Source organism: Acinetobacter sp. 1124_18A (assembly GCF_052824995.1).
Map to the genome: position 1 here is coordinate 1 of NZ_VTDF01000023.1, position 989 is coordinate 989.

Consider the following 989-nt stretch of genomic DNA (forward strand, 5'->3'; position numbering starts at 1 on the left):
TGGGTTAATGAAACGCCAGCCCATGGTGGTGTCTTCAATCTTCTGGCTACGGCCAAAAGCACTCTCTGACTTACCCATCACATAAGGTGCACGGCTCATGCTTTCCACACCACCTGCAATCACCAAGTTCGCTTCACCGGCTTTAATGGCACGGGCAGCAATGGCAATGGCATCGAGTGAAGAACCACACAAACGATTAATGGTGGTTGCTGGCACCTGATACGGTAAACCTGCAAGCAGTGCTGACATACGACCTACGTTACGGTTATCTTCACCGGCTTGATTGGCACAGCCATAGATCACATCATCGACCTGTTCCCAATCTACATTCGGGTTACGCTGCATGAGAGCTTTAATCGGCACAGCACCAAGGTCATCGGCACGGACAGGTGCAAGACCACCGGCATAACGGCCGAATGGGGTACGGATGGCATCGATGATATAAGCGTTTTTCATTCTTACATTTCCATTTTGAAATCTGTTGCTGTCATTGCCATATTGTTAGACTTTTCCAGATTTTGCTGGCGATCATCATGGTTACTAAGTTAAAAGTAGTCATGACAGAGTCTTATCGTGTTGAGTCAAATGCCAGTAGCTAATTCTTGTCACTTTTTTAAAAAAGTAACCAAAAACCTTTGTTGAACAGAGGAGGCTTCCATGCCTCCCTGTCCAACGGGCGACATCCATGTCGCCTGTCACAATAGCGAATTACTGTAAAAACCAAATTAATAAGCAAGAACCGTATTCAAAGAGTTCCATTCAGTGTTTCGCGTTGGCGACATGGATGTCGCCTCGTTGCTCAGCACAACAGGGATGTTGTGTCTGAGTAACAAAGGATTTTTGTTACTTTTTATCCTTAAAAAGTAAGGTATTACTTATACAAAAAACTTTTTGCTTTAACTCGTAATTTGGGGCTGTATAAACCTTATCCTTGAGTGGCATCAGTCAAAGTTGCACCAGTTAAAGCCTGTAACTCATCAAAGCTAAGA

General features: G+C 44.3%; 1 protein-coding gene. It reads right to left on the minus strand.

Features of this window, described 5'->3' with window-relative positions:
• The coding region (locus FY048_RS18925; protein WP_446092164.1) for a thiolase family protein at positions 1-456 on the minus strand (456 nt) is incomplete at its 3' end.
• Positions 457-989: the final 533 nt, after the last annotated feature.